We start from the raw sequence: 983 nt of genomic DNA, 5'->3' as shown, positions 1-983 counted from the left end.
CCTTCGTATCCGGCCACCCTTGCGGCGGGTGGTTCGGTCGGACCTGGGCCGCCACGCTGGACCAGCGACTGGAGTTGGACGGTGACGGTGTCGTCTTCGTGGCCGACGACGGGATGGTGCTGCGCTACCCGGTTCCCACGCCCGGCGAGGACACCTATCCGGAGGGCGGGCGCCGCTGGCCCCTGCACTGGGACGGCACGGCGGGCGGCACCATGCGGCTCACCCAGCCAGAACGCGACCGAACCCTGCGCTTCGCACCGCTGCCGGGCCTGGAACCCACGGAACTGCCCCTGGTCAGCGTCTGCGACCACAACGGCGACACGATCACGTTCACGTACGACGCGCAGGGCACGCCCACGGAGGTCACGCACTCCGGTGGCTACCGGATAGCGGTGGACACCAGCCCCGGCGCGGCCTCCGTCGGCCATGAGGACGGCTCCGGCGCCGGAGACAACCGGCACGACCACGCCCCTCGGCAGACGGGGACGGTCCCTACGGAAGGGGAGCCAGGGACCGGAGCCGATTCGGGACCACCGCGTATCACCGCCCTCCGCCTCCTCGGCGTGGGCGCGACGCCGGCGGGCACGACACTCGTCTCCTACCGCTACGACGCCGCCGGCAACCTGACCGACGTGATCAACTCCAGCGGCGAGGCCCTGCGGTTCACCTACGACACCGACCATCGCATCACCTCCTGGACCGACCGCAACGGGACCCGCTTCGGCTACGTCTACGACCGACGGGGCCGCGTGCTGCGCACCATCGGCAGCGGCGACATGATGACCGGTCGGCTGCACTACGACAGCGCCCGGCGCACCACCACCTACACGGACTCCCTCGGCCACGAGACGACCTACGTCTACGACGAGACGTACAAGGTGGTGGCGGAGATCGACCCACTCGGGCACACGCGCCGCACCCGGTGGCACCCCGACCGCCCCCACCGCCCCCTGGCGGTCACCGACGCGCTCGGCCACACCACC

1 protein-coding gene is annotated in these 983 nt (G+C 71.5%); it reads left to right on the top strand.

Annotated elements, in window-relative coordinates; all coding sequences use genetic code 11:
• Window positions 1-983: DUF6531 domain-containing protein (locus KUM32_RS40260; protein ID WP_374227614.1), on the top strand; the 983-nt coding region annotated here is incomplete at both ends.

The sequence above is a fragment of the Streptomyces sp. AC627_RSS907 genome, assembly GCF_019049165.1.
This window is presented reverse-complemented; position numbering and strand designations above follow the sequence as displayed.